Annotated in this window: 24 protein-coding genes and 1 pseudogene; 20 read left to right on the forward strand and 5 right to left on the reverse strand. The window is 58.8% G+C overall.

The annotated features are described in order from the left end of the window. Positions 1 to 63: 63 nt before the first annotated feature. The 14 genes from pabC to ABLV52_RS03555 all read left to right on the forward strand — a co-directional run bounded on the left by pabC (position 64) and on the right by ABLV52_RS03555 (position 12,424). Complete coding sequence (gene pabC, locus ABLV52_RS03490; RefSeq protein WP_032452437.1) at positions 64 to 873, forward strand: aminodeoxychorismate lyase; 810 nt, start codon at positions 64 to 66, stop codon at positions 871 to 873. A gap of 1 nt (position 874) precedes the next feature. Then, positions 875 to 1,897: a cell division protein YceG gene (yceG, locus tag ABLV52_RS03495; protein WP_348890004.1), complete on the forward strand. Its 1,023-nt coding sequence runs from the start codon at positions 875 to 877 to the stop codon at positions 1,895 to 1,897. Further along, positions 1,887 to 2,528, forward strand: a complete 642-nt coding sequence (gene tmk / locus ABLV52_RS03500; RefSeq protein ID WP_023289141.1) for a dTMP kinase — start codon at positions 1,887 to 1,889, stop codon at positions 2,526 to 2,528. Before yceG ends, tmk begins: the two co-directional genes overlap by 11 nt. Continuing rightward, complete coding sequence (gene holB / locus ABLV52_RS03505) at positions 2,525 to 3,529, forward strand: DNA polymerase III subunit delta' (RefSeq protein WP_048297234.1); 1,005 nt, start codon at positions 2,525 to 2,527, stop codon at positions 3,527 to 3,529. The genes tmk and holB overlap by 4 nt, the downstream gene beginning before the upstream one ends. Positions 3,530 to 3,539: 10 nt before the next feature. Then, the gene (locus tag ABLV52_RS03510) at positions 3,540 to 4,334 is read left to right on the forward strand and encodes a metal-dependent hydrolase (protein WP_032452441.1); all 795 of its coding nucleotides are present in this window, start codon (positions 3,540 to 3,542) and stop codon (positions 4,332 to 4,334) included. Positions 4,335 to 4,630: 296 nt separating this feature from the next. Then, entirely contained in the window at positions 4,631 to 6,064 is a 1,434-nt protein-coding gene (gene ptsG, locus ABLV52_RS03515) for a PTS glucose transporter subunit IIBC (protein ID WP_002900680.1), read from the forward strand. Between the two features lie 261 nt (positions 6,065 to 6,325). Beyond that, positions 6,326 to 6,682, forward strand: coding sequence for a purine nucleoside phosphoramidase (hinT, locus tag ABLV52_RS03520; protein WP_032452442.1), 357 nt, complete (start codon positions 6,326 to 6,328; stop codon positions 6,680 to 6,682). A gap of 4 nt (positions 6,683 to 6,686) precedes the next feature. Then, a complete protein-coding gene (locus ABLV52_RS03525) occupies positions 6,687 to 7,061 on the forward strand; it encodes a YcfL family protein (RefSeq protein ID WP_004204572.1) in 375 nt (124 codons plus the stop codon). 21 nt (positions 7,062 to 7,082) lie between these two features. Continuing rightward, on the forward strand, positions 7,083 to 7,721 hold the full coding sequence (gene lpoB, locus ABLV52_RS03530; protein ID WP_072096711.1) for a penicillin-binding protein activator LpoB: 639 nt from the start codon (positions 7,083 to 7,085) through the stop codon (positions 7,719 to 7,721). Further along, positions 7,702 to 8,529: a thiamine kinase gene (gene thiK / locus ABLV52_RS03535; protein ID WP_080819858.1), complete on the forward strand. Its 828-nt coding sequence runs from the start codon at positions 7,702 to 7,704 to the stop codon at positions 8,527 to 8,529. Before lpoB ends, thiK begins: the two co-directional genes overlap by 20 nt. 23 nt (positions 8,530 to 8,552) lie before the next feature. Further along, on the forward strand, positions 8,553 to 9,563 hold the full coding sequence (gene nagZ / locus ABLV52_RS03540) for a beta-N-acetylhexosaminidase (RefSeq protein ID WP_072199202.1): 1,011 nt from the start codon (positions 8,553 to 8,555) through the stop codon (positions 9,561 to 9,563). A gap of 35 nt (positions 9,564 to 9,598) precedes the next feature. Then, positions 9,599 to 10,141: an alpha/beta hydrolase YcfP gene (gene ycfP / locus ABLV52_RS03545; RefSeq protein WP_002900775.1), complete on the forward strand. Its 543-nt coding sequence runs from the start codon at positions 9,599 to 9,601 to the stop codon at positions 10,139 to 10,141. Positions 10,142 to 10,386: 245 nt separating this feature from the next. Next, positions 10,387 to 11,691, forward strand: a complete 1,305-nt coding sequence (locus ABLV52_RS03550; RefSeq protein ID WP_348890005.1) for an NAD(P)/FAD-dependent oxidoreductase — start codon at positions 10,387 to 10,389, stop codon at positions 11,689 to 11,691. 193 nt (positions 11,692 to 11,884) lie between these two features. Then, positions 11,885 to 12,424 carry a glycine zipper 2TM domain-containing protein gene (locus tag ABLV52_RS03555; protein ID WP_002900781.1) on the forward strand — a complete coding sequence of 180 codons (540 nt, stop codon included), beginning with the start codon at positions 11,885 to 11,887 and terminating at the stop codon, positions 12,422 to 12,424. 57 nt (positions 12,425 to 12,481) lie between these two features. On the opposite strand, the gene ABLV52_RS03560 is transcribed toward ABLV52_RS03555, so the two are convergent. Next, positions 12,482 to 14,671 carry a TonB-dependent siderophore receptor gene (locus tag ABLV52_RS03560; protein WP_048297236.1) on the reverse strand — a complete coding sequence of 730 codons (2,190 nt, stop codon included), beginning with the start codon at positions 14,669 to 14,671 and terminating at the stop codon, positions 12,482 to 12,484. A gap of 68 nt (positions 14,672 to 14,739) precedes the next feature. Here ABLV52_RS03560 and ABLV52_RS03565 point away from each other — a divergent pair. Next, a pseudogene (locus tag ABLV52_RS03565) lies at positions 14,740 to 14,861 on the forward strand (hypothetical protein). Between the two features lie 52 nt (positions 14,862 to 14,913). On the opposite strand, the gene ABLV52_RS03570 reads toward ABLV52_RS03565, so the two are convergent. Both ABLV52_RS03570 and ABLV52_RS03575 read right to left on the reverse strand, forming a co-directional pair. Beyond that, the gene (locus ABLV52_RS03570; protein ID WP_023289148.1) at positions 14,914 to 15,549 is read right to left on the reverse strand and encodes a TetR/AcrR family transcriptional regulator; all 636 of its coding nucleotides are present in this window, start codon (positions 15,547 to 15,549) and stop codon (positions 14,914 to 14,916) included. Next, positions 15,546 to 15,665 carry a hypothetical protein gene (locus tag ABLV52_RS03575; RefSeq protein WP_044522093.1) on the reverse strand — a complete coding sequence of 40 codons (120 nt, stop codon included), beginning with the start codon at positions 15,663 to 15,665 and terminating at the stop codon, positions 15,546 to 15,548. Before ABLV52_RS03575 ends, ABLV52_RS03570 begins: the two co-directional genes overlap by 4 nt. 133 nt (positions 15,666 to 15,798) lie before the next feature. On the opposite strand from ABLV52_RS03575, the gene bhsA reads away from it, so the two are divergent. Next, positions 15,799 to 16,056, forward strand: a complete 258-nt coding sequence (gene bhsA / locus ABLV52_RS03580; protein WP_002900788.1) for a multiple stress resistance protein BhsA — start codon at positions 15,799 to 15,801, stop codon at positions 16,054 to 16,056. A gap of 128 nt (positions 16,057 to 16,184) precedes the next feature. Here bhsA and ABLV52_RS03585 read toward each other — a convergent pair whose 3' ends face one another. After that, positions 16,185 to 17,138, reverse strand: coding sequence for a L,D-transpeptidase family protein (locus tag ABLV52_RS03585; RefSeq protein ID WP_023289149.1), 954 nt, complete (start codon positions 17,136 to 17,138; stop codon positions 16,185 to 16,187). Positions 17,139 to 17,303: 165 nt separating this feature from the next. After that, positions 17,304 to 20,750 (reverse strand): transcription-repair coupling factor, encoded by a 3,447-nt coding sequence (mfd, locus tag ABLV52_RS03590; RefSeq protein ID WP_032452446.1) that lies wholly within the window; start codon positions 20,748 to 20,750, stop codon positions 17,304 to 17,306. Between the two features lie 39 nt (positions 20,751 to 20,789). On the opposite strand from mfd, the gene ABLV52_RS03595 reads away from it, so the two are divergent. The 4 genes from ABLV52_RS03595 (at position 20,790) to lolE (ending at position 24,192) form a co-directional block, all read left to right on the forward strand. After that, a complete protein-coding gene (locus ABLV52_RS03595; RefSeq protein WP_032428740.1) occupies positions 20,790 to 20,921 on the forward strand; it encodes a hypothetical protein in 132 nt (43 codons plus the stop codon). Positions 20,922 to 21,054: 133 nt separating this feature from the next. Continuing rightward, positions 21,055 to 22,254, forward strand: coding sequence for a lipoprotein-releasing ABC transporter permease subunit LolC (gene lolC / locus ABLV52_RS03600; protein ID WP_023289151.1), 1,200 nt, complete (start codon positions 21,055 to 21,057; stop codon positions 22,252 to 22,254). Continuing rightward, a complete protein-coding gene (gene lolD / locus ABLV52_RS03605) occupies positions 22,247 to 22,948 on the forward strand; it encodes a lipoprotein-releasing ABC transporter ATP-binding protein LolD (protein ID WP_032452447.1) in 702 nt (233 codons plus the stop codon). The genes lolC and lolD overlap by 8 nt, the downstream gene beginning before the upstream one ends. Then, positions 22,948 to 24,192 (forward strand): lipoprotein-releasing ABC transporter permease subunit LolE, encoded by a 1,245-nt coding sequence (gene lolE, locus ABLV52_RS03610; protein ID WP_023289152.1) that lies wholly within the window; start codon positions 22,948 to 22,950, stop codon positions 24,190 to 24,192. Before lolD ends, lolE begins: the two co-directional genes overlap by 1 nt. Positions 24,193 to 24,213 lie beyond the last annotated feature (21 nt).

Raw genomic sequence — 24,213 nt, forward strand, 5'->3', positions numbered from 1 at the left:
TTCTCCGCTTGTCCTCTGCTCCGTGTCCTGAGACACTCACCGACCTGTGAAAAGGAGTCCTTTATGTTCTTGATAAATGGCGTTGAACAGGACACGCTGGCGGCGAACGATCGCGCCGTCCAGTTTGGCGACGGTTGTTTTACCACCGCCCGTATACAGCACGGGCAGGTTGCGTTACTGGACGCCCATCTGCAGCGTTTGCAGACGACCTGCGAAAAATTACGCATCCCATTTGACGACTGGCTGACGTTGAGCGACGAGATGCAGCGTCTGGCTCGGCCGCACGCCCAGGGTGTGCTTAAGGTGGTCCTCACCCGCGGCGTCGGGGGGAGGGGATACAGCACGGCGGGCTGCACGTCGCCCACCCGCATTCTGAGCGTCTCTTCGCTTCCGGCGCACTACGCGCGCTGGCGGGAGGAGGGCATTACCCTGACCCGGAGCCCGGTGACCCTGGGGCGCAACCCGTGGCTGGCCGGTCTGAAGCATCTTAACCGTCTGGAGCAGGTGCTGATCCGCTCTCATCTTGAACAGACGGACGCCGATGAGGCGCTGGTCCTTGACAGTGACGGGTGGCTTACGGAATGCTGTGCCGCGAATTTATTCTGGCGTCAGGGACGGGATGTCTTTACTCCGCGACTCGATTATGCCGGGGTCAACGGCATAATGCGGCAGCGTTGTATCGCGCAGCTGGCACCATCGACGTTTCGCGTTGTCGAAGTGACAGCGCGTCCCGAGACGTTGCGGGAGGCCGATGAAGTGCTGATCTGCAATGCGCTTATGCCGCTGGTGCCGGTTCGTCGCTGGGAGGAGACCGTCTGGTCCTCTCGCGAGCTTTACCATTTTTTAGCCCCTTTGTGTGAGCTGTCTGGTTAGTATGAAGAAAATGTTACGTTTTATCCTGTTGCTGGTCGTGCTGTTGGGCATCGCCGCGGCGGCAGGAATGTGGAAGGTACGCCAGCTGGCGGACAGCAAGCTGCTGATTAAAGAAGAGACCATCTTTACCCTTGAAGCCGGCACCGGCCGGCTGGCGCTGGGGCAGGATCTCTATCATGAGAAGGTGATCAATCGTCCGCGCGTGTTCCAGTGGCTGCTGCGGATGGAGCCTGAGCTGTCTCACTTCAAAGCCGGGACCTATCGCTTCACGCCGCAAATGACGGTACGCGAAATGCTGCAGCTGCTGGCCAGTGGCAAAGAGGCGCAGTTTCCGCTGCGCTTTGTCGAAGGCATGCGCGTCAGCGACTACCTTCGTCAGCTGCGCGATGCCCCCTACGTGAAGCACACGCTTGAAGACGATAGCTACGCGACGGTGGCTAAGGCGTTAGGTCTTGACCACGCCGACTGGGTGGAAGGTTGGTTCTGGCCGGATACCTGGATGTACACCGCCAATACCAGCGACATCGCCATCCTCAAGCGCGCGCATCAGAAAATGGTCACCGAAGTGGCGAAGGTCTGGGAAGGACGGATGGATAATCTGCCCTATGACGATCAGAATCAGCTGTTGACCATGGCCTCGATTATTGAGAAAGAGACCGCGGTGGCGGAAGAGCGCGATCGCGTCGCGTCGGTGTTTATCAACCGCCTGCGCATCGGCATGCGTTTACAGACTGATCCAACGGTGATCTACGGGATGGGCGAAGGGTATAATGGTAAGTTAACGCGTAAGGATCTGGAGACGCCGACCGCGTACAATACCTATACCATCAGCGGCCTGCCGCCAGGCCCTATTGCGGTGCCGGGCGAAGCGTCGCTGAAGGCGGCCGCCCATCCGGCGAAAACGCCATACCTCTATTTTGTCGCCGACGGGAAAGGGGGCCATACGTTTACCACAAACCTGGTCAGCCATAACCGCGCGGTGCAGGACTATCTGAAAGTACTTAAGGAAAAAAATGCGCAGTAACTATATCGTCATCGAGGGGCTGGAGGGCGCCGGGAAGACCACCGCACGTCAACTGGTGGTGGAGACGCTGCAGTCGGCAGGTATTCACGATATGGTGTTTACCCGTGAGCCGGGGGGCACAATCCTTGCCGAAAAACTGCGTAGCCTGGTGCTGGATATCCAGTCCACGGGCGATGAAGTGATTAACGATAAAGCGGAAGTGCTGATGTTTTACGCGGCGCGCGTCCAGCTGGTGGAGACCGTGATTAAGCCTGCTCTGGCTCGCGGCCAGTGGGTGATCGGCGATCGTCACGATCTCTCCACTCAGGCCTATCAGGGCGGCGGCAGGGGGATTGACCGCACGATGCTGGCGACGCTGCGTGATGCCGTTCTCGGCGATTTTCGACCTAATTTGACGCTGTATCTCGACGTCACGCCGGAAGTGGGGCTGCGGCGCGCCCGCGCCCGCGGCGAACTGGATCGCATTGAGCAGGAGTCCATGAACTTCTTCAATCGTACCCGCGCGCGCTACCTTGAGCTGGCCGCGGCGGATCCTTCTATCCGCACGGTGGACGCGACGCAGCCGCTGGATGCCGTCGCGCGCGATATTCGCGCCACGATCGTCCAGTGGATGGCGGAGCAACCGGCATGAAATGGTATCCGTGGCTGCGCCCCTCGTTCGAGCAACTGGTCGGTAGCTATCAGGCCGGACGAGGCCACCACGCCTTACTGTTACAATCCCTGAGCGGGATGGGCGGCGAGGCGTTGATGTATGCGCTGTGCCGCTTCCTGATGTGCCGCCAGCCCGAAGGGCATAAAAGCTGCGGTCACTGCCACAGCTGCCAGCTGATGCAGGCCGGTACGCACCCCGATTACTACCCGCTGAGCCCCGAGAAAGGCAAGAGCGCGCTGGGTATTGACGCGGTGCGCGATGTCAACGACAAGCTCTATGAGCGCGCGCGCCTCGGTGGGGCGAAGGTGGTATGGATTAGCGATGCCGCCTTGCTGACCGATGCCGCCGCCAACGCGTTGCTGAAAACGCTGGAGGAGCCGCCGGAAAATACCTGGTTCTTCCTCGCCTGCGAGGAGCCGGCGCGTCTGCTGACTACTCTGCGCAGTCGCTGCCGCCTGCACCACCTGTCGCCGCCGACGGAATCTTATGCCCTGGCCTGGCTGGAGCGTGAGGTGAACCTGCCGCAGGAGGCGCTGCTGACCGCGTTACGTCTGTGCGCCAGCGCGCCGGCCGCCGCGCTTGAGCTGCTTAAGGAGCCGCAGTGGACGGCGCGACAGCAGCTGTGTCAGGCGCTGGCGACCACGCTGGCGAGCGGTGACTGGCTGGCGCTGCTGCCAATACTCAATCATGAACAGGCGGCGGTTCGCCTGCACTGGCTGGCATCGCTGCTGGTCGATGCGCAAAAACGACAGCAGGGAATTGCCCTGGTGAGTAATCCGGATGTCTGGCCGCTGCTGGAGCAGCTGGCGCATAGTCTGCCCGCCTCCCGGCTGCAGGCGATTGCCCATGACGTCTGTACCTGCCGCGAGCAATTGCTGAACGTCGTCGGCGTCAACCGCGAACTGCTGCTCACCGAGCGCCTGCTACGCTGGGAACATTACCTGCAACCCGGGACGGTTTTACCCGTCTCCCACCTCTGAGTGAGACATTATGTTTTTAGTCGACTCCCACTGCCATCTTGATGGTCTGGATTATCAAACTCTGCACAAAAACGTCGATGACGTGCTGGCAAAAGCGGCCGCGCGCGATGTGAAATTTTGCCTGGCGGTCGCCACGACGCTGCCTGGCTACCGCAGTATGCGCGAGCTGGTAGGGAGGCGTGACAATGTCGTTTTCTCCTGTGGCGTGCACCCGTTAAACCAGGACGAGCCCTACGAGGTGGAGACGCTGCGCACGCTGGCGGCGGAAGAGGGCGTCGTCGCGATGGGAGAGACCGGGCTGGATTATTTTTATACCCCGGAAACCAAAGCCCAGCAGCAAACCTCATTCCGTGACCATATCCGCATCGGCCGGGAGCTGAATAAGCCAGTGATCGTGCATACCCGTGACGCTCGCGCCGATACCCTGGCCATTTTACGTGAAGAAAAGGTGACGGATTGCGGAGGCGTACTACACTGTTTCACTGAGGACAGGGAGACGGCGGGTAAGCTGCTCGACATGGGGTTCTATATCTCGTTTTCCGGTATCGTCACTTTCCGTAACGCCGAGCAACTGCGCGATGCGGCGCGCTATGTTCCGCTGGATCGTCTGCTGGTGGAGACCGATTCGCCGTACCTGGCGCCGGTACCCCATCGCGGCAAAGAGAACCAGCCGGCGATGGTTCGTGACGTTGCTGAATACATGGCGGTACTGAAGGGTGTGTCGCTGGAGCAACTGGCTCAGCAGACCACCGACAATTTTGCCACGCTGTTCCACATTGACCCCGCCCGCTTGCAACCTGCTTGATCTGCTTATTATTTTAAGGCTCGTAATTAATAGCCAAAGCGAGTAAAGTTCACCGCCACAAAAGTGGCGGTGAAGGTTTTTTGGCAACATCTGGATACAACTTATGTAAGCTGATGTAAATTTTTACCGGAAGGCTGATTGAAACGTGATAGCCGTCAAACAATCATCCCGTTAATTATTTTACTCTGTGTAATAAATAAAGGGCGCTTAGATGTCCTGTCCACGGCGCGGTTCTCCCCCCGGGCCAATGCGTGAAAACGTAAAAAAGTACCAAATACTCAGGAGCACTCTCAATTATGTTTAAGAATGCATTTGCTAACCTGCAGAAGGTCGGTAAATCGCTGATGCTGCCGGTATCCGTACTGCCTATCGCAGGTATCCTGCTGGGCGTCGGTTCCGCAAACTTCAGCTGGCTGCCAGCCGTGGTCTCCCACGTTATGGCAGAAGCAGGCGGTTCTGTTTTCGCCAACATGCCGCTGATCTTCGCTATCGGTGTGGCCCTCGGCTTCACCAATAACGACGGTGTATCCGCACTGGCTGCAGTCGTAGCTTACGGCATCATGGTGAAAACCATGGCGGTGGTTGCGCCGCTGGTGCTGCATTTACCTGCTGACGAGATTGCGGCAAAACACCTGGCTGATACCGGCGTGCTTGGCGGTATTATCTCCGGTGCTATCGCCGCGTACATGTTCAACCGCTTCTATCGCATCAAGCTGCCAGAATATCTCGGCTTCTTTGCGGGCAAGCGCTTTGTACCGATTATCTCTGGTCTGGCCGCTATCTTCACTGGCGTGATCCTCTCCTTCATTTGGCCGCCGATCGGTTCCGCGATCCAGACCTTCTCCCAGTGGGCTGCTTATCAGAACCCGGTGGTGGCGTTTGGTATCTACGGTTTCATCGAGCGTTGCCTGGTGCCGTTTGGTCTGCACCACATCTGGAACGTTCCTTTCCAGATGCAGATCGGCGAATACACCAACGCGGCGGGTCAGGTATTCCACGGCGATATCCCGCGCTACATGGCAGGCGACCCGACTGCGGGCAAACTGTCTGGCGGCTTCCTGTTCAAAATGTACGGTCTGCCGGCAGCGGCTATCGCGATTTGGCACTCTGCTAAACCGGAAAACCGCGCCAAAGTAGGCGGTATCATGATCTCCGCCGCGCTGACCTCGTTCCTGACCGGTATCACCGAGCCGATCGAGTTCTCGTTCATGTTCGTGGCGCCGATCCTGTACGTTATCCATGCCATCCTGGCGGGTCTGGCGTTCCCGATCTGTATCCTGCTTGGTATGCGTGACGGTACCTCGTTCTCTCACGGCCTGATCGACTTTATCGTGCTGTCCGGTAACAGCAGCAAGCTGTGGCTGTTCCCGATCGTCGGTATCTGCTATGCGATCGTGTACTACGTCATTTTCCGCGTGCTGATTAAAGCCCTGGATCTGAAAACCCCGGGTCGTGAAGATACCACCGAAGAGAGCAAAGCTGGCGCAACCAGCGAGATGGCTCCGGCTCTGGTCGCCGCTTTCGGCGGTAAAGAGAACATCACCAACCTCGACGCATGTATTACTCGTCTGCGTGTTAGCGTGGCGGATGTAGCGAAAGTTGACCAGGCTGGCCTGAAAAAACTGGGCGCCGCTGGCGTGGTAGTGGCAGGTTCTGGCGTACAGGCCATCTTCGGTACCAAGTCCGATAACCTGAAAACTGAAATGGATGAGTACATCCGTAACAGTTAAGACGTAGTATCGGGGAGACTAAGGCAGCCAACTGGCTGCCTTTTTTACGTCACCAGATCGGCCTTCCAGAGGCGATAACCCCGCAAACTGTCCGCCAAATGCTTATTCCCTCAGCAGCTAAGTCTATAGTTGAATAAGAAAAAGAGCTTTCAGGTTGAAAGAGAGGGAGGATGTCGCTCATACTCTTACCGTAACCTGTGCGTCCGCGTTTATCTGCAGAAGCAGGCCAGCGTACGGGATAAAACTAATAAGGAATCAGTCATGGCAGAAGAAACGATTTTCAGCAAAATCATTCGCCGGGAGATCCCGTCGGATATGGTTTATCAGGATGAGCTTGTGACCGCTTTTCGCGACATCTCCCCGCAGGCGCCCACCCACATTCTGATTGTCCCGAACGTTCTGATTCCTACCGTAAATGACGTTACCACTGAACATGAACTGGCCCTGGGCCGGATGATGACCGTCGCGGCGAAGATTGCCCGCGATGAAGGCCTCGCCGACGATGGCTACCGGTTGATCGTCAACTGCAACCGTCACGGCGGCCAGGAAGTTTACCATATCCATATGCATCTGCTGGGCGGTCGTCCGCTGGGTCCGATGCTGGCGCACAAAGGCTAACGTCATGCTCAGGACCCTTTTGGGCGCGTGTCTGGCGGCGGGGCTGCTGGCCGGATGTAGTTCACATCCGGAGATCCCGGTTTCTGACCAGCAGGCGCTGGTGATGGAGTCGAGCGTGCTGGCCGCCGGGATCAGCGCCAGCGAGCCTGTCGTCGTGGCGACGGAGATCCAGGCCACCGCCTCCTCTACGCTGTATAACGAGCGCCAACAGCCGGTCACCGTGCATTATCGTTTTTTCTGGTATGACGCCCGAGGGCTGGAGATGCACCCTCTGGAGGCGCCGCGCACCATCGTGGTTCCGGCTCGCTCCTCGGTGACGTTGTATGGCAGCGCCAATATCCTGGGGGCGCATAAGGCCCGCCTTTATCTTTATCTGTAAGGGGTAATTATAATGATGAAAATGTGTCGCTATGCGTTAATCACAGCACTGGCGATATTCCTCGCAGGCTGTGCGGGGCTGCGTGAGCAGCCCGCGCCGGTAGAAGAGGCCAAACCGCAGCCGCAGCAGCCTGCGCAGCCGCAGCCCACGGTGCCGACGGTACCGGCGGTGCCATCCGTCCCGTCACAGCCAGGACCGATTGAGCATCAGGATCAGCAGTCGGGTCAGCCGGCGCCGCGCGTGCGTCATTATGACTGGAACGGCGCGGTGCAGCCGATGGTGGGACAGATGCTGCAGGCGGGCGGGGTCAATGCCGGCAGTATTCTGCTGGTTGACAGCGTGAACAACCGCACCAACGGTTCGCTGAATGCCGGAGAAGCTACCACCGCGTTACGCAACGCGCTGGCGGGCAACGGCAAATTTACCCTTGTTTCACCGCAGCAGCTGGCGGTCGCCAAGCAGCAGCTGGGCCTGTCGCCGCAGGACAGCCTCGGCAGCCGCAGCAAAGCCATGGGCATCGCCCGCAATGTGGGCGCGCAGTATGTGCTTTACTCCAATGCCACCGGCAACGTCAACGCGCCTGAGCTGAAGATGCAGTTGATGCTGGTGCAAACCGGCGAGATTATCTGGTCAGGTAAAGGTGCTGTTCAGCAACAATAAGCTAACGCGCGACGAGCTCTTGTCGCGCTTCTTTCCCCACTATCATCCTGTCGCCTCGCTGAGCCAGACCGGCCTCAGCGGCGGCAGTGTGATTATCAGCGACGGCGACCGGCGACGAGTGCTGCGTCAGCCGCACGACCCGTCTGCCGCTGCCTGTTATTTTCGCCGTCAGTATCGCGCGCTGCGCCGGCTGCCTGCCAGGCTGGCGCCCAACCCCCTGTTTTACTCGCCCTGCTGGATGGTGGTGGAGTATTGCGTGGGTGAGGTGAAAAGCGAGTTACCTGACTGCCCGCAGCTGTCTGGCTTATTGTATGATTTGCATCAGCAACCGCGGTTCGGCTGGCGTGTGAGTCTCGGGCCGCTGTTGGCGCAGTACTGGCAGAGGAGCGATCCGGCCCGGCGTACGCCGCGCTGGCTACGCTGGCATCAGCGGCTGTGCCGCCGGGGCGAGCCTCGTCCTCTGCGCCTGGCGCCGCTGCATATGGACGTCCATGCCGGCAATATTATCCACAGCGACGCCGGTCTGAAGCTGATCGACTGGGAATATGCCGGCGATGGCGATATCGCGCTGGAGCTGGCCGCCGTATGGATCGCCCCGGGTGAGCGCCGCCAGCTGGTGACGGCGTATGCCCGGCGGGCGGCCATCGACCCGCAGCAGCTATGGCGGCAGGTGGCGCGCTGGCGTCCGTGGGTACTGCTGCTGATGGCGGGCTGGTATGAAATGCGCTGGCGGCAGAGCGGGGATCGGCAATTTATCACGCTGGCAGATGAAACATGGTGTCAGTTAGACAACGAACGCAAAGGATAAGAGAGGTCAGTGTGGGCCCAGTGATGTTGGATGTTGAAGGGTATGAACTGGATGCGGAAGAGCGAGAGATTCTGGCGCATCCGCTGGTGGGAGGGTTGATCCTCTTCACCCGAAATTATCACGATCCGGCGCAGCTGCGGGAGCTGGTGCGCCAGATCCGCGAAGCCTCCCGTAACCATCTGGTGGTGGCGGTCGATCAGGAAGGGGGACGCGTTCAGCGTTTCCGCGAAGGCTTTACCCGTTTACCGGCGGCCCAGTCTTTCGCCGCGCTGCTGGGGATGGAAGAGGGGGGCAAACTGGCCGCCGAGGCTGGCTGGCTGATGGCCAGCGAAATGATCGCCATGGACATCGATATTAGCTTTGCGCCGGTGCTGGACGTCGGCCATATCAGCGCCGCGATCGGCGAACGTTCTTATCATGAAGATCCGCAGAAAGCGCTGACGATGGCGCGTCACTTCATTGACGGCATGCACGCTGCGGGCATGAAAACCACCGGCAAACACTTCCCGGGACACGGGGCGGTGACTGCCGATTCGCACAAAGAAACCCCGTTCGATCCGCGTCCGGCATCGGTCATCCGCGACCACGATATGGCGATATTCAAAAGCCTTATCGCCGAGCAGCGTCTGGATGCCATTATGCCGGCGCATGTGATTTATCCGGAGCTCGATCCGCGCCCGGCCAGCGGTTCAGCGTACTGGCTGAAGACGGTGCTACGCGGCGAGCTGGGCTTCGACGGGGTGATTTTCTCCGACGATCTGTCGATGGAAGGGGCGGCGATCATGGGCAGCTATGCCGAACGCGGCCAGGCATCGCTCGACGCCGGTTGCGATATGATACTGGTCTGCAATAATCGTAAGGGCGCGGTCAGTGTGCTGGATAACCTGTCGCCGATCAAAGCAGAGCGTGTTACGAAATTGTATCATAAAGGTTCCTTTTCCCGTCAGGAGTTAAGGGATTCAGCCCGTTGGAAAACGGTGAGTGCCCAGCTGGAGCAGCTTCATGCGCGCTGGCAAGAGGCGAAGTCCGCGTAACGCTCTGCGGGGCGTTGTTGTCTGGTGAGGATGCGATGATTATCTATTTACACGGTTTTGACTCGAACAGCCCCGGTAACCACGAGAAGGTGATGCAGTTGCAGTTTATTGACCCTGACGTGCGGTTGATAAGCTACAGCACGCGCCACCCCAAGCACGACATGCAGCATTTGCTGAAAGAGGTCGATAAAATGCTGCAGCTTACCGCCGATGACCGGCCGCTGATCTGCGGCGTTGGACTCGGCGGTTACTGGGCTGAGCGGATTGGTTTCCTGTGCGATATTCGTCAGGCGGTGTTCAATCCTAACCTGTTTCCGCATGAGAATATGGAAGGCAAAATCGACCGACCGGAAGAGTATGCTGACATCGCCACCAAGTGCGTGACCAACTTTCGCGAGAAGAACCGCGATCGCTGCCTGGTGGTGCTTTCCCGGCAGGACGAAGCGCTGGACAGCCAGCGTTCCGCCGACCTTCTGCACCACTATTATGAAATTATCTGGGATGAAGAGCAGACCCATAAGTTTAAAAACATCTCGCCGCACCTGCAGCGGCTGAAAGCGTTTAAAACCCTCGGTTAAGCCTTTTTCCCCTGTCTCCAAACCCGCGCCGGGTTCACCGCGCGGGTTTTTTCATGTCTACACTTATTGGTTTCGCTGAAAAAATACGCGACAAAACTTGATGCACATCAATTTTGGTATGACCAATGCACCGTTCATGGTATTCTCGACAGTGCTGAATGGTTTCATTGACGTAACTTGTTGTTAAATAAAGGCTATTTTAATAACTTTTATTTAACAATTGGTTAATAATTTTAGGGGTACACATGACTACGCCATTGAAAAAAATCGTAATTGTGGGTGGCGGCGCAGGCGGACTGGAACTGGCAACTCAGCTGGGGAAAAAGTTAGGGCGCCATAAGAAAGCGAAAATCACCCTGGTGGACCGTAACCACAGCCATCTGTGGAAGCCGCTGCTGCACGAAGTGGCCACCGGTTCTCTGGATGAAGGCGTTGATGCGCTGAGCTATCTGGCCCATGCCCGCAACCACGGCTTCCAGTTCCAGCTGGGATCGGTGGTCGATATCAATCGCGAAGGGAAGACCATCACCCTCGGCGAACTGCGCAATGAAAAAGGCGAGCTGCTGGTGGCTGAGCGTAAACTGCCGTACGACACGCTGGTGATGGCGCTGGGCAGTACCTCGAATGACTTCAACACCCCTGGGGTGAAAGAGAACTGCATTTTCCTCGACAACCCGCATCAGGCGCGTCGTTTCCATCAGGAGATGCTCAACCTGTTCCTTAAGTACTCCGCGAACCTTGGCGCTAACGGTAAAGTGAACATTGCCATCGTCGGCGGCGGCGCCACCGGCGTGGAACTCTCCGCTGAGTTGCATAATGCCGTGAAACAGCTGCACAGCTACGGTTACAAAGGGCTGACCAACGAAGCGCTGAACGTCACGCTGGTCGAAGCGGGAGAACGCATTCTGCCTGCGCTGCCGCCGCGCATTTCCGGCGCGGCGCACAATGAGCTGACCAAGCTGGGCGTACGGGTGCTGACGCAGACCATGGTCACCAGCGCCGATGCGGGCGGCCTGCACACCAAAGATGGCGAATATATTGAAGCGGATCTGATGGTCTGGGCGGCCGGGATCAAAGCGCCAGATTTCATGAAAGAGATCGGCGGCCTGGAAACCAACCGTATCAATCAGCTGGTGGTTGAGCCGACGCTGCAGAGCACCCGCGACGCGGATATTTTCGCCATCGGCGACTGCGCCTCCTGCGCCCGTCCGGAAGGCGGGTTTGTGCCACCGCGTGCTCAGGCGGCGCACCAGATGGCCACCTGCGCGCTGAATAACATCCTCGCGCAGATGAAAGGCAAACCGCTGAAGGCGTATACCTATAAAGACCATGGCTCGCTGGTGTCGCTGTCCAATTACTCCACCGTCGGCAGCCTGATGGGCAACCTGATGCGCGGCTCGATGATGGTGGAAGGGCGCATTGCGCGCTTCGTGTACATCTCCCTGTACCGTATGCACCAGATCGCCCTGCACGGCTATTTCAAAACCGGCCTGATGATGCTGGTTGGTCGCATCAACCGCATCATTCGCCCGCGTCTCAAGCTGCACTAATCGCTATCGCGACCCGGAGCGCGCCCTGGCGGCGCCTCCGGGCTCTTCTGCTGAACCGGCGGGGATCCCGCTCGGAATCCTCTGAATACCTTTGATTTGCAGCGAATTCTCGCACTTTTCATCCGCTATCTGATTTGCGCCTTCCCGGGTCCGGTTGCAAAATTGTATCAACAGCAACAAAGGAGGATCTCCCGTGAATAAATCTATGTTGGCGGGTATAGGGATAGGCGTGGCTGCCGCGCTGGGCGTTGCAGCTGTCGCTGGTCTCAACGTGTTAGATCGCGGCCCGCAGTATGCGCAAGTGGTCTCCAGTACACCGATTAAAGAAACCGTGAAAACGCCGCGCCAGGAATGCCGTAATGTCACCGTGACCCATCGTCGTCCGGTACAGGATGAAAACCGCATCGCCGGTTCCGTGCTGGGCGCGGTGGCGGGCGGGGTGATTGGCCACCAGTTCGGCGGCGGTCACGGACGCAGCGTGGCGACGGTGGTGGGCGCGCTGGGCGGCGGCTATGCCGGTAACCAGATCCAGGGCGCGATGCAGGATAACGACACCTACACCACCACGCAGCAGCGCTGCAAAACGGTGTATGACAAATCCGACAAAATGCTGGGCTACGATGTGACCTATAAGATAGGCGATCAGCAGGGGAAAATCCGTATGGATCACGATCCTGGCAGCCAGATCCCGCTGGACAACAACGGCCAGCTGGTCCTGAACAACAAAATCTAAAAACAGATTTGTGTAATGATTAGCCCCTCAATCGCTCAGGCTGAGGGGCTTTTTTTGTCAGAAAGTTAACGCGTAATTCAGACCGAAGGTACGGCCACGGCCTTTGTATTCATACAGCGACGAGCTGCCGTAGGTTGGGCTGTAGAGCAGCGGCGCGCGCTGGCCCCAGATGGTGACATAATCTTCGTTAAGCAGGTTTTCGATACTGAAGGTCAGTTTCCCCACCGGCAGCGCGTAACTGCCGATAAAATCGACGGTATTATAGCCTTCCAGCTTGTTGCCGGCGGCGTCGCTGAGGTCAAACACCTGCTGGCTCTGCACGCGCAGGCTCCACGGATCCGGCGCCCAGCCTACCCAGGCGGTGGCTTTGGACGGCGAGGCGAGGGTGACGTCCCATTTTTGCCAGCGGCCATCGGTCTGCACCTGTGATTTCAGCACGTTGAAGTTGCCGCCGACGCTCCAGTCGCTGTCCGGAATAAAGTAATCGACCGCTCCCTCAACGCCGTAAATACGCCGCTTGTCGGACTGAACATCGATGGTCATGTCGGTACGGTTGACCACGATGGTCTTATCCGAAGTCGAGTAATACGCCGCCAGCTGGGTGCGCAGGTTATCGCCGGTGTAGCGCCAGCCCAGCTCATACGAGTTAACTTTGATCCCCTGTAGCGGCGAGTCATCGACGTTGACGCTGGAGAGCAGCGGCAGATGACCATTGACCGCGGCGCCGTATTTCCCGATGCCATAGTATTTACCCGGATCCGGCAGCTCAACGCCCTGCGAGAAGTTAAACCAGGTCTGTTGACGCTCGGTCAGATGGGCGACGATCCCGGCGTTAAACAGGAAGTTGTCATAATCGGTTTTGCCGCCTTTGATGGCGTCGGCGGAGCGCGCTTTGCCGTTGGCGATATCCTGTTGCTGGGCGTAGCCGACAAAGTCGTCAACCCGGTTTTCGGTCCACTGGTAGCGAACCCCGCCGCTAATGGTAAAGATATCGTTCAGATCGTAGCTTGACTGCAGGAACGGCGCGACGTTGGAGATGCTGTATCCCGGGTAGCGGCCGGTGGTGTAGATCGATTCGTTGTGCAGCCCACCGGAAGCCAGCGATTGTTGCAGATCGAAGAACATCTGATTGGCATTGAAGGTCTCATGATCGGCGTCGAGACCCCAGGTGAGATCCCAGCCCGCCAGCGGCTGACTGTTCAGGGTCAGCTTTGCCCCATACTGATCGGTATCCTGCTGCGACGAGGAGAAACTGCTGACCTGGCCTTTGCTGAGCGTCGGGAACGGATAGAAGGTGAGGGATTCATCGCGATAGTACACCTGGCTCACCAGATTCTGACCGAAGAAGTCGGCATCGGAGTACTGGAGGCTGATCAGATGGCGCTCGGTGCCGGGGATACGATCGGAATTGAGCCCATCGGTGGTGTACGCTTTGCCGCCGCTGGTCACCGCGGACATATTCTTTCCGAGCCACAGGCCATAGTCATCATCGCCCTGGCTTTTATAATACTGGGTGACCAGCTGCAGCTGGCGGTTGTCGTCGATCTCGATCGTCCCCGTTCCCATGACGTCCAGACGGTCAGAGTGCTGGAGCCCCGTTTGGGTGTTATCGAGGAGCAGCGCATCGTTGTTGCCGTCGTACCAGCCGCCGAAACGCTGATAGGCTACCGATAAACGCCCGGACGCGTGGTCTGTCCCGCCGCTGACGGCCGCTGCGACGCGCTCATCATGATCGTTGCTGTTGGCAAACCCGCTCTTGCTGCCCACCTCAAGATCGACCTGCCGATCCTGCTGCCCTTTTTTGGTGACGATGTTGATAAGTCCGCCGGTACTGCCGCCGCCGTACAGTGAGGTCGCCCCGGAGATCACTTCGATATGTTCGATGTTGAACGGATCGATGGCGTCGAGCTGGCGACTGTCGGTGCGTGAGGAGTTGAGCCGGACGCCGTCAATCAGCACGACGATGGCGCGCCCGCGCATGTTCATCCCGTAATTGGTGCGCCCCTGGCTGCTGACATCGATGCCCGGGATCAGCTGCGCCAGCACGTCTTTGAACTCTTTCCCGCCCTGGACCTGCTGCTCAATCTCCTGGCCCTCAATGACCCAGGTGGTTTGGGCCATCTCGGCCACGGTGCGGTGGGTGCGGTTCGCGCTAACGATGATGCTGTCTTCATCAGACTGAGCCGCCAGCGCAGGCAGCGCGCTGGCCAGCAGCAGAGGGTGGAGCACCCAGAGGCGCTTTTTCATATCCATTCCTTTTATGAGCAAGTTGCTTTGTCGTTGTTATGGGCCGGCGTCGGCCGGTATTCGTTACAATGCGAAACATCTGGAAAAACTCAAAAAGGATTTTGCACATAATGAATATCGCAATCAATATCATTTGCGTTTATCTTGCGCGAGAAAAGGTAATAAAAATCAATCTATTTTGTGGGGGTAAAGCGAAACGACGGGCGGTTCCGGCGGCAGAATACCGCCGGAAGCGGGGCGCATCAGGACTCGAGGACCAGCGGCCAGAGACGGAGAGTGGTGTCAGTGATTTGCATCAGTTTGTCGAAATCGGCGCCTTCCCGTGCGCTGATGGACATCCCCTGCAGGACACAGTTGAGAAACTGCGCGAGCTGCGCCACGTCGCGGCCCGCAGGCAGTTCGCCCTGCGCTTGCCGCTGCTGCAGAAACTGGGTTAGCGCCTGCTCCTGCATCGCATGGCGGGATTTGATGGTGTTGGCGATATCCGTCGAGGAGGCAGCCAGCGCGGCGGAGGTATTGATGATAAAGCAGCCGGCCGGCGTCTCTTTGCTGGTAAAGCAGGTGGCGACCGCGGTGAAGTAGTCGCGCAACGCCCGATCGACGGTTTTTCCCTCAGCAAACAGCACGGCTTCGTGCTTCGCGGCAAAGCGCGAAATGTAACGATCCAATACTGCGCGGAACAGTCCTTCTTTATTCACAAATTCCGCATACAGGGTGGGGGCTTTTGCTCCTGTCGCCTCGACCAGATCGGCGAGCGAGGTCGCCTCATAGCCGTGCTGCCAGAAGAGTGTCATGGCTTTGTCCAGCGCCGCATCCCTGTCGAACACCTTCGGTCGGCCACGGCTTTTTTTGGCGCAACTTTGAACGTCAGTTGTCATGATGCCGTTGTACCTATGTTGGTTTGGTGAATGGCCATTATAAAAATAAACGATCGCCGGGGCCAGCGCTGTTGGTTCAAAAATAAATAATTCATATGCGTATGAAAATTAAGCATTTTATAAATAGTTAAACGATCGTTATAAAAATGCGTTGACGTGTGACTTAGATCACATTATTATTTACCTATCGATCGTTAAGTTAATGCTTGCGACCCTACTATAAAATTCATCTGCATAGGTATAATAATCATGAAAACCGTTAATACTCTGGCTATTGCCGCCGTGCTTAGCTCCCTCTCTTTCGCCAGCTTTGCCGCTGTTGAGGTGCAGTCCACCCCAGCCGGCCAGCATAAAGTGGGCACCATCTCTGCGTCCGCAGGGACTAACCTGGGGTCGCTGGAAGACCAGCTGGCGCAGAAAGCGGATGAAATGGGCGCCACCTCATACCGTATTACTTCGGTAACCGGTCCGAATACTCTTCACGGTACCGCGGTTATCTACAAGTAAACCCGATGCGTCGCTGCCCGGCCCCCTTCACCGGTCAGCGATGAGTAAGACCCTGTTGTACCCCTGTTTGACCCTTGCCAACAAAAAACCCGCCGTCAGGCGGGTTTTTTGTTTTCTGCAGCGTGAGGTTACAGCGACTGCGGACCAGGGTCGGCATGACGGGTAACGTCAATGGGCATGCCCGAGCGGTAATTCATCGCGCGCTCCATTACCGTGCCGTCGGTCTGCGGCGCCTGTTTGAACGCCTTCATGGCCGCGTTAAGCGTAATAGGCAGGGTCTGCGGGTCGTCATCGATATGCTCAGACAGCGGCTGGTGGATTTCGACCAGACGGCGGCCGTCCGGCTCCACCGACGCCTTAATCGGCGTGTTGATAATATTCACCTTCGTGCCCGGCGAGATCGCGTTGTACAGCGCCTTGATATCGTTGTCGCGCAGACGAATACAGCCGGAGCTGACGCGCATGCCGATGCCGAAATCGGCATTGGTGCCGTGCAGGAGATAGACTCCGCCATAGGCGGCAAGGCGGATAGCGTGATGGCCCATCGGGTTGTCAGGACCGGCAGGCACCACCGCCGGCAGCTCAATCCCCATCGCTTTGTAGCGCGCGCGAATGTTGGCGGTTGGCGTCCAGGTCGGATTAGCCCGCTTGTCGGACACGGTGGTGACCATCGTCGGTGTGATGGTGGTTCCGCCCAGTTGGCCGATGCCGATCGGGTAGACGGTCACTTCATTCTTGCCCGGCGGGTAATAGTAGAGGCGCAGTTCGGCAAGGTTGATCACCAGCCCTTCGCGCGGCGCATCGGGCAGCAGCGTCTGCAGGGGGATAGTCAGCACGCTGCCGGCGCGCGGAACATAGGGGTCTACCCCGGGATTGGCCTGCAGCAGGGCCAGAAAGCCGACATTGTACTTTTTGGCAATCGCCTCCAGCGAACCGCCGTTATCCTGCACCACATGGAACTGATTCTGCCCCACCAGCCGGCTGCCCGGCGGGGGAAGGGGCCAGGTGTTAGCGCGCGCAGGCAGCGCCAGCGCGGCAACCAGCGCGACCAGCGCCAGCGCCAGGGGAAAACGGTTTCTCATTACCATAACTCCAAAATATATAACTGGTTATTTTTATATGAAAAAGGAGATGAGATTATGGCGTGAGTCTGTGTGGGGAAATCCAGGCGGATTGCAAAATGTTTGTAAAGATTGCCAGATATGTGAAAAGGGAGATACGGCGTACCGGCCGTATCTCCCCCGCGATCAGGCGACGGCGTTCTCTTCCAGCTGGCGCATGAACTGGCGAACCCAATCCATCCGCGTCTTACGCTCCTCGAGATCCTGCATGAACTTCAGGCGCGTCGGCCCGTCCAGGCGGAAGTGCTGCGGCTGCTTCTGCAGCAGGCCGATCAACCACACCGGATTGACGTTGTTTTTCTCGTTAAATTCGATCACGCCGCCTTTTTCATTGCTCTCCAGCTTACGGATCCCCAGCTTCTGCGCCTGCTGACGCAGACGGGCGATATCCAGCAGATTGCGCGCGGCGTCGGGCAGGCGGCCAAAACGATCGATCAGCTCGACTTTGATCTCCTCCAGATCCTGTTCGTTTTTGGCGCTGGCAATGCGCTTATAGAACGATAGACGAGTATTGACGTCGGGGATGAAATCATCAGGCAGCAGGGAAGGCATGCGCAGTTCGACTTCCGTCTGCTGGCTGGTGAGATCTTCCAGGGACGGCTCGCGCCCGGCTTTCAGGGCATCTACCGCATTCTCCAGCAGCTCCATATACAGGGAGAAGCCGATGGTCTCCATCTGACCGCTCTGATCTTCGCCCAGCAGCTCCCCGGCGCCGCGGATCTCCAGATCGTGGGTCGCCAGCGCAAAGCCGGCGCCAAGATCTTCCAGCGAGGCAATGGCTTCGAGGCGCTTTTGCGCATCGGTGGTCATCGCCTTCGGATGCGGCGTCAGCAGCCAGGCATAGGCCTGGTGATGGGAGCGGCCAACGCGGCCGCGCAGCTGGTGCAGCTGGGCGAGGCCAAAGTGGTCGGCGCGTTCGATAATGATGGTGTTGGCGGTGGGAATGTCGATCCCGGTTTCGATGATGGTGGTGCACACCAGCACATTGAAGCGCTGGTGATGGAAGTCATTCATCACCCGCTCCAGCTCGCGCTCCCGCATCTGACCGTGGCCGATGGCGATCCGCGCCTCAGGCACCAGCTCCGCCAGCTTGTCGGCGGCTTTCTGGATGTTCTCGACGTCATTAAACAGGTAGTAAACCTGGCCGCCGCGCAGCGTTTCACGCAGGATCGCCTCGCGCACGACCAGCGCATCGTATTCGCGAACGAAGGTCTTTACCGCCAGGCGGCGCGCCGGCGGCGTGGCGATGATCGACAGATCCCGCATCCCGCTCATCGCCATGTTCAGCGTTCGCGGGATCGGCGTGGCGGTGAGGGTCAGGATATCGACATCGGCGCGCATCGCTTTGATGCGCTCTTTATGCCGCACGCCAAACCGGTGCTCTTCGTCGACGATCAGCAGCCCCAGATCGCGCAGCTTCACCTCGCTCTGCAGCAGCTTATGGGTGCCGATCAAGATATCGATTTTGCCTTCCGCGGCCTGCTCGAGGATCTGCGCCTGCTCTTTAGCGCTGCGGAAGCGGGAGAGCATTTCGATGCGTACCGGCCAGTTGGCGAAACGATCGCGGAAGTTGTCATAGTGCTGCTGAGCCAGCAGGGTGGTCGGCACCAGTACCGCCACCTGTTTGTGGTTCTCCACGGCGAGGAAGGCGGCGCGCATGGCCACTTCGGTCTTGCCGAAGCCCACATCGCCACACACCAGGCGGTCCATGGCCAGCGGCTGGCACATATCGCTGAGGACGGCGTTGATCGCCTGCGCCTGATCCGGCGTGGTTTCAAACGGGAAACCGTCGCAGAACAGCTGATACTGTTCGCGGTCGTGTTTAAAGGCAAACCCGGCTTTCGCCGCGCGCTGGGCGTAGATATCCAGCAGTTCGGCCGCTACGTCGCGTACCTTCTCGGCCGCTTTTTGCCGCGCCCGGGTCCAGGCATCGCCACCCAGCTTGTGCAGGGGCGCGTTCTCTTCCGCTCCGCCGGCGTAGCGACTGATAAGATGCAGGGAGGAGACCGGAACGTATAATTTGGCATCGTTGGCGTAGGTCAGCATCAGGTATTCGCCGGTGATGCCGCCCGCCTCCAGGGTAGTCATCCCCGCATAGCGGCCCACGCCGTGTTCCAGGTGAACGACCGGCTGGCCGATATGCAGTTCGGCAAGGTTGCGAATTAGCGTGTCAGGGTTAATGGTGCGACGGGAATCCTGACGACGGCGCGCTACGCGCTCGCCGAGCAGGTCGCTCTCGCAAATCAGCGCCAGGCCGCGCTGGCTGTCGATAAACCCGTGCTCGGCGGCGCCAATCATCAGATAGCGCCCGTTGCCGGTGGCTTCCTCCAGGCGCAGCAGGTGTTTCGGCGCAATTTTGATCCGCGCCAGCATTTCGCTCAGCGCTTCCCGGCGACCCTCGCTTTCAACGGAGAAGATCACCGGACCGGCAAACGCGTCGAGGAAGCGGCGCAGATTATCCAGCGGCGCTTTGTTTTGCGCCTGGACGGCGAGGTCCGGCAGCGTCTGGTAGCCCAGGTTGGTATTCGCTGCTTTTTCCGCCAGGCGCTCGGTTTTCAGCTGAACGCGCGGCCACTTTTTCAGTTCGCTGAACAGCTCATCGCTGCGCAGCCACAGCAGTTCCGGCGGCAGGAGCGGGCGCATCGGATCGACGCCGCGGTTTTCAAAGCGGGCGCGGGCTTCATTCTGAAAACGCTCCGCGCTGGCCTCGAGATCGCCGGTGTTGACGATCAGCGTGCTGGCCGGGAAATAGCTAAATAACGGCGGCAGCGGCTCGCTGAAGAACAGCGGCTGCCAGTATTCGATACCGGCAGGCAGCGTCCCTTTACTGACCTGCTGATAGATATGCTCGGCGTCGCGCTTCACCTCAAAGCGGTCGCGCCACTGGCTGCGGAACAGCTCGATGGCGGTCTGGTCGGTGGGGAATTCGTGCGCCGGCAGCAGGTTAATGGCCGCCACTTCCTCCAGCGTGCGCTGGCTGTCGACGTCGAACAGGCGCAGGCTGTCGATTTCATCGTCAAAGAAATCGAGGCGGTAGGGCTGGTCGCTGCCCATCGGGAACAGGTCGAGCAGCGCGCCGCGGGTGGCGTATTCGCCATGCTCCATCACCTGATCGACATGGCGGTAGCCGGCCCCCTCGAGCTGATCGCGCAGCGCATCGCGCGACAGGCGCTGACCCTTTTTCATCACCAGCGCGTGGCCGTGAAGGAAGCTGTGCGGACAGACGCGCTGCATCAGCGTGCTGACCGGGACGATCAGCACGCCGCGCTGCATAGTGGGTAACTGGTAAAGGGTGGCAAGACGGGAGGAGATGATGTCCTGATGCGGCGAGAAGCTGTCGTAAGGGAGCGTTTCCCAGTCCGCCAGCCCCATCACCAGGCTGTCGGTGAACTGCCTGATCTCGTCGTTCAGACGCAGCGCGTTTTGCATGTCAGGCGCCACCAGCACCACCGGGCCCTTGTGGCGTTCGGCCATCTCCGCCACCAGGGTGGCGCAGGCTGCACCGGTCAACTCGCCAAGCTGGCGCTGGTCACCGGCTTTCACCGGCAATGAGTATCGATATTGTTCAGGCATAGACGGTTTCATGGTCTCTTAGGGATTCGCTCTGCCGATATGGAGGGCAACTCGCTGATATTCAATAGTGAGATTATCCGCGATTGGTCTGGATTCGCCAACCCGAATTGCCATCGCGTGTTGAGTGAAGAAAGGTCAGCGCTGTCGATAAGCGTAAAGATTAATAAGTAAGTACTTATCTATCCGTTTGTATTTGCTTGATTTTTAGGATTATTGCTAATAAAGTCGTCAGGTATCAGTCATTTACGCTGCCCCTAATCGCTTATATACTCGGGAATCGGCTATCAGCAACCAGATGGATGACATGTACCAACCTGCCGCACTCTTTATCGGCCTGCGCTATATGCGCGGGCGCGCAGCCGACCGCTTCGGTCGTTTCGTCTCCTGGCTTTCCACCATCGGTATTACCCTCGGCGTCATGGCGCTGGTGACGGTCCTGTCGGTGATGAACGGCTTTGAACGCGAACTGCAAAACAACATCCTGGGGCTGATGCCCCAGGCCATTCTTAGCGCCAAACAGGGTTCGGTGAATCCCCAACAGCTGCCGGAGCGCGAGGCGAAACTCCAGGGCGTCACCCGCGTGGCGCCGATCACCACCGGCGACGTGGTGCTGCAGAGCGCGCGCAGCGTGGCGGTCGGCGTGATGCTGGGCATCGACCCGGCGCAGAACGATCCCCTGACACCGTACCTGGTGAACGTCAAACAGAGCGATCTGCAGGCGGGCAAATATAACGTGATTCTCGGCGAGCAGCTGGCGGGCCAGCTGGGGGTGAATCGCGGCGATAAAATTCGCGTGATGGTCCCCTCCGCCAGCCAGTTTACGCCGATGGGACGCGTGCCGAGCCAACGTCTGTTTACAGTCATCGGCACCTTCGCCGCCAACAGCGAAGTCGATGGTTATCAGATGCTGACCAACATCGACGACGCTTCCCGTTTAATGCGCTACCCGCTGGGGAATATCACCGGCTGGCGCCTGTGGCTGGATAAACCGCTGCAAGTGGATACCCTCAGCCAGCAGACGCTGCCGTCGGGCACCCAGTGGCAGGACTGGCGCGAGCGCAAGGGCGAACTGTTCCAGGCGGTGCGTATGGAGAAAAATATGATGGGCCTGCTGCTCAGCCTGATCGTCGCCGTCGCGGCCTTCAACATTATTACCTCGCTGGGGATGATGGTGATGGAGAAGCAGGGCGAAGTGGCGATCCTGCAGACCCAGGGGCTGACGCCGCGACAGATTATGGCCGTCTTTATGGTGCAGGGCGCCAGCGCCGGGATCGTCGGCGCGCTGCTGGGAGCCGTGCTTGGCGCGCTGCTGGCCAGCCAGTTGAATAATTTAATGCCGATCATCGGCGCCTTCCTTGACGGCGCGGCGCTGCCGGTGGCGATTGAGCCGCTGCAGGTCGTCGTGATCGCCCTGGTGGCGATGGCGCTGGCATTGTTGTCTACGTTGTACCCTTCCTGGCGCGCTGCCGCCACTCAACCCGCTGAGGCTTTACGTTATGAATAAAATCCTGCTGCAATGCGACAACCTGTGCAAACGCTATCAGGAAGGCAATGTGCAAACCGATGTCCTGCACAATGTCAGCTTCAGCATTGATGAAGGCGAGATGATGGCCATCGTCGGCACCTCCGGCTCCGGCAAAAGTACCCTGCTGCATCTGCTGGGCGGCCTCGATACGCCCACCTCTGGCGACGTGATTTTCTCCGGCCAGCCGATGAGCAAGCTCTCTACCGCCGCGCGCGCCGACCTGCGCAACCGCGAGCTGGGCTTTATCTATCAGTTCCACCATCTGCTGCCGGACTTTAGCGCGCTGGAAAACGTGGCGATGCCGCTGCTGATTGGCAAAAAGAAGCCGGCGGACATTGAACGTCAGGCGAAAGCGATGCTGCATGCGGTCGGGCTTGAACACCGCAGCCATCACCGTCCGTCGGAGCTCTCCGGCGGCGAACGCCAGCGGGTGGCGATTGCCCGCGCGCTGGTGAACAAACCGCGGCTGGTATTGGCGGATGAGCCGACCGGTAACCTCGACGCCCGCAACGCGGACAGCATCTTCCAGCTGCTGGGCGAACTGAACCTCGCGCAGCGCACCGCGTTTCTGGTGGTGACCCACGACCTGCAGCTGGCGAAGCGGATGAGCCGCCAGCTGGAGATGCGCGATGGCCGCCTGACCGCCGACCTGACCCTGATGGGGGCCGAGTAATGGCCTCTCCGTTATCGTTATTAATTGCATTGCGTTTCAGCCGCGGCCGGCGGCGCGGCGGCATGGTGTCGCTGATCTCGGTGATCTCCACCATCGGTATTGCGCTGGGGGTGGCGGTGCTGATCGTCGGTCTCAGCGCGATGAACGGCTTTGAGCGCGAGCTGAACCACCGCGTGCTGGCGGTGGTGCCGCACGGTGAAATCGAACCCGTGAACCAGCCGTGGAATAACTGGCAGGAGGCGCTGGCGAAGGTGCAGAAGGTGAAGGGGATTGTCGCGGCGGCGCCCTATATTAACTTCACCGGCCTGGTGGAGAGCGGCAGCAATATGCGCGCCATCCAGGTGAAAGGGGTCGACCCGCAGCAGGAAACCCGGCTCAGCGCGCTGCCCACCTTTGTGCAGAATAACGCGTGGGCCGGCTTCAAGGCCGGCGAACAGCAGGTGATTCTGGGTAAAGGCGTCGCCGATGCCCTGCACGTGAAGCAGGGGGACTGGGTGTCGATCATGATCCCTAACGCCGACGCCGACCATCAACTGCTGCAGCCGAAACGCGTCAGGCTGCATGTGACCGGTATTTTACAGCTGAGCGGCCAGCTCGATCATAGTTTTGCCATGATCCCGATGCAGGATGCGCAGCAGTACCTGGAGATGGGCGGCAGCGTGACCGGCATCGCCATCAAGGTCACCGACGTTTTCCATGCTAACAAGCTGGTGCGCGACGCCGGCGAGGTGACCAACAGCTACGTCTACATCAAGAGCTGGATTGGCACCTACGGCTATATGTATCGCGATATCCAGATGATCCGCGCCATTATGTACCTGGCGATGGTGCTGGTGATCGGCGTGGCCTGCTTCAACATCGTCTCGACGCTGGTGATGGCGGTCAAAGACAAAAGCGGCGATATTGCGGTGCTGCGCACGCTTGGCGCAAAAGACGGCTTAATTCGCGCGATTTTCGTGTGGTATGGTTTATTAGCCGGATCGGTAGGCAGCCTGTTCGGGGTGGTGATCGGCGTGATCTGCGCGTTGAATCTGACGTCAATCATCAACGGCATCGAATACCTGATTGGGCATAAATTCCTCTCCGGCGACATCTATTTTATTGACTTCCTGCCGTCTGAACTGCACTGGCTGGACGTCTTTTATGTGCTGGTGACAGCACTGTTGCTGAGTTTGCTGGCCAGCTGGTATCCCGCCCGCCGCGCCAGCCGTATCGACCCGGCGAGGGTGCTGAGTGGCCAGTAATTTATCGTCATCGTCGGCCTG

Source organism: Klebsiella sp. GB_Kp056, from assembly GCF_040064755.1.
Lineage (GTDB): Bacteria > Pseudomonadota > Gammaproteobacteria > Enterobacterales > Enterobacteriaceae > Klebsiella > Klebsiella quasipneumoniae.

Coding starts and splice junctions, on each gene's coding strand:
- pabC (WP_032452437.1), top strand. CDS start 64: ATGTTCTTGATAAATGGCGTTGAACAGGACACGCTGGCGGCGAACGAT.
- yceG (WP_348890004.1), top strand. CDS start 875: ATGAAGAAAATGTTACGTTTTATCCTGTTGCTGGTCGTGCTGTTGGGC.
- tmk (WP_023289141.1), top strand. CDS start 1,887: ATGCGCAGTAACTATATCGTCATCGAGGGGCTGGAGGGCGCCGGGAAG.
- holB (WP_048297234.1), top strand. CDS start 2,525: ATGAAATGGTATCCGTGGCTGCGCCCCTCGTTCGAGCAACTGGTCGGT.
- ABLV52_RS03510 (WP_032452441.1), top strand. CDS start 3,540: ATGTTTTTAGTCGACTCCCACTGCCATCTTGATGGTCTGGATTATCAA.
- ptsG (WP_002900680.1), top strand. CDS start 4,631: ATGTTTAAGAATGCATTTGCTAACCTGCAGAAGGTCGGTAAATCGCTG.
- hinT (WP_032452442.1), top strand. CDS start 6,326: ATGGCAGAAGAAACGATTTTCAGCAAAATCATTCGCCGGGAGATCCCG.
- ABLV52_RS03525 (WP_004204572.1), top strand. CDS start 6,687: ATGCTCAGGACCCTTTTGGGCGCGTGTCTGGCGGCGGGGCTGCTGGCC.
- lpoB (WP_072096711.1), top strand. CDS start 7,083: ATGTGTCGCTATGCGTTAATCACAGCACTGGCGATATTCCTCGCAGGC.
- nagZ (WP_072199202.1), top strand. CDS start 8,553: ATGTTGGATGTTGAAGGGTATGAACTGGATGCGGAAGAGCGAGAGATT.
- ycfP (WP_002900775.1), top strand. CDS start 9,599: ATGATTATCTATTTACACGGTTTTGACTCGAACAGCCCCGGTAACCAC.
- ABLV52_RS03550 (WP_348890005.1), top strand. CDS start 10,387: ATGACTACGCCATTGAAAAAAATCGTAATTGTGGGTGGCGGCGCAGGC.
- ABLV52_RS03560 (WP_048297236.1), bottom strand. CDS start 14,671: ATGAAAAAGCGCCTCTGGGTGCTCCACCCTCTGCTGCTGGCCAGCGCG.
- ABLV52_RS03570 (WP_023289148.1), bottom strand. CDS start 15,549: ATGACAACTGACGTTCAAAGTTGCGCCAAAAAAAGCCGTGGCCGACCG.
- ABLV52_RS03575 (WP_044522093.1), bottom strand. CDS start 15,665: ATGCTTAATTTTCATACGCATATGAATTATTTATTTTTGAACCAACAG.
- bhsA (WP_002900788.1), top strand. CDS start 15,799: ATGAAAACCGTTAATACTCTGGCTATTGCCGCCGTGCTTAGCTCCCTC.
- ABLV52_RS03585 (WP_023289149.1), bottom strand. CDS start 17,138: ATGAGAAACCGTTTTCCCCTGGCGCTGGCGCTGGTCGCGCTGGTTGCC.
- mfd (WP_032452446.1), bottom strand. CDS start 20,750: ATGCCTGAACAATATCGATACTCATTGCCGGTGAAAGCCGGTGACCAG.
- ABLV52_RS03595 (WP_032428740.1), top strand. CDS start 20,790: ATGGAGGGCAACTCGCTGATATTCAATAGTGAGATTATCCGCGATTGG.
- lolC (WP_023289151.1), top strand. CDS start 21,055: ATGTACCAACCTGCCGCACTCTTTATCGGCCTGCGCTATATGCGCGGG.
- lolD (WP_032452447.1), top strand. CDS start 22,247: ATGAATAAAATCCTGCTGCAATGCGACAACCTGTGCAAACGCTATCAG.
- lolE (WP_023289152.1), top strand. CDS start 22,948: ATGGCCTCTCCGTTATCGTTATTAATTGCATTGCGTTTCAGCCGCGGC.